This is a genomic window from Rhodopirellula maiorica SM1 (assembly GCF_000346295.1).
In the GTDB taxonomy this organism is placed as follows: domain Bacteria; phylum Planctomycetota; class Planctomycetia; order Pirellulales; family Pirellulaceae; genus Novipirellula; species Novipirellula maiorica.
Genome location: NZ_ANOG01000216.1, coordinates 1 through 1,999, shown reverse-complemented (window position 1 = coordinate 1,999; position 1,999 = coordinate 1). Strand labels below are relative to the sequence as shown.

2 protein-coding genes are annotated in these 1,999 nt (G+C 57.2%); both read left to right on the top strand.

What is annotated here, in order from left to right:
* Positions 1–184 (top strand): hypothetical protein (locus RMSM_RS42385; RefSeq protein ID WP_236622031.1); only part of this gene is annotated, 184 nt, incomplete at its 5' end.
* A gap of 121 nt (positions 185–305) precedes the next feature.
* Positions 306–1,999 (top strand): DUF1598 domain-containing protein (locus RMSM_RS06640; RefSeq protein WP_052031526.1); only part of this gene is annotated, 1,694 nt, incomplete at its 3' end.

The following is a 1,999-nucleotide window of genomic DNA, read 5'->3' as shown; positions in this document are numbered from 1 at the left end:
CCAAAGTGGACGACAGTCTCAACGACTTTCAATGCAAAAATCGCATCTGCCGGATCTGCGTCGCTACCGCAACTTGGTCCGGCCTACCTCACCCGTAGCAAACTGCGTCATGCAAAACGCCACACCCGCCACCACTTCGGTTCCCAACTCATCGGGTTACTTACGCCATTCGCCGTGGAACTAGCGTCTCGCAGCGAGGCATCGCCGTGAACGAATCCGCTCGGGCCCTTGTTTTGCTATAGAATTGACACGACCCAATCCTGCGAGTTTCTTATCTCATCCGACTCTGGCCCCCTGATCTTGTTATGGCAATACGCTTTTCTCGTCTTTGGCTGCTGCTCGGTTTACTTCTGGCCGCTCCGTTTTCGCTTCACCAAGTTTCAGCACAACCGCCGCTCAGTCACCTGCAATCGGGCGAGTTTTTCGCCGCTCATCAGCAGGCGTCTGCCATACCACTGCCCCAACGAGATCAATTCCTTGCACAAATCTCGACCGCTCAATCTGCCGTCGGCGAATCCTCAGCGGCTAATTCCACGCTTCGCGAAATCGAATCCGCTGACGCCAGGAACGAAGTCATCGCAAACACGAACGGCGCCGCTGGTGGCAGTTCATTTGCCGATTTTGGATCGTTGATGACGTTGATCGAAACCACGGTTGTACCTGATACCTGGGAATCGCTTGGCGGGCCCAGCACGATGGCGCCGTACCCCCAAGGCGTCTTCGTCGACCCCGAAGGAACGCTGCGTGAGTGCGAGACGACCACGCGAGCCAATGTGATGGATGATCTGGTTGCACAACTTAGCGATGCCGCGGCCACGAGTGATCGCGCTGCGTTGTTCTCACCGCTAGCGTGGCGATCCCCCTCGCCGCTCCGCAGCATCTCGCTGCGTCGACTGCGAGATGCGCTAGCGCATTACCAAATCTCGGGCCACAAAGTACCCGACTCAATCCAATACCTCGCGGGATTATCCGAGGTTCGCTTCGTTCAATTCACCGACGATGATATCATCCTCTCGGGCGAAGTCGGTGGCATCGAAACGTATCAAGGGTGGTATCGTGACCGCGTCACCGCTCGCAATACGTTGCGGCTTGACTTTCTGTTGACTTGTTTGGCCGCAGCCAAGAATCGTCAATCGTTTGGCTGCACGATCGATCCGACACGTGAAGGATTGCAGAATGCCGCCCAAGCCGCGGTGGGGATTCAAAACAAATCGATTCCGATCGGCACTGCCGCCAGTGCAGTCCGGGTGGCATTGGGGATGCAACGCGTCGAAGTTTTTGGAACGGCCCCCGACACCGTCATCGGTTACGTGATGGTCGAGGCTGATCGGCACATGAAGCGGCTTGCCTTGGGCAAACAACCGCTGCCCGAAGGAACCGAGAACTATCTCGATGCGGTCGATGCTTTGATCGCTAGGGGGCCGCCACAAGATTTACTATTGCGGTTGTGGTTCACTGCGGTACCGCGAAGCGTTCGCTCGGACAATGATCGCCGCGTCTTCGAACTCGCTGGCACTCCGATTCGTCTGAGCGGACAGAACGAGCGGGCGATCGCCGGTGGCCAGCGCGGTCATCTGACCAACGATCCACGCACCGAAATGTTTGTCGCTGGTTTCAACCAAGATTGGAGTCGGATTCGCCAGCAGTACCCGATATACGGGGCACTCGAATCGATTTACCAAGCCGCGTCGATTGCCGAGTTGGCCGAGCGTTACAGCGAATCGAGCACCCATGATGCGTTGATCGAGAGCTTAGTTCAATACGACAGTGATCGTCCTTGGATGTTGACCGCGCCGCGTCAAGTCGAGTCGATCGCAACGATGCACACGGTGCGTCATGGCAAGCAAAAGCATCACATCGTGATCGCCAGCGGTGGTGTATCAGTCGACGCCAAGCAAACGCTGCCGACACAGGTGGAACGTTACGCAACGCTCGATTCGCTCGCATCCGCCGAAGTCCAACGCCCCAATCTCGTCCAACGCTGGTGGTGGGATCGGGA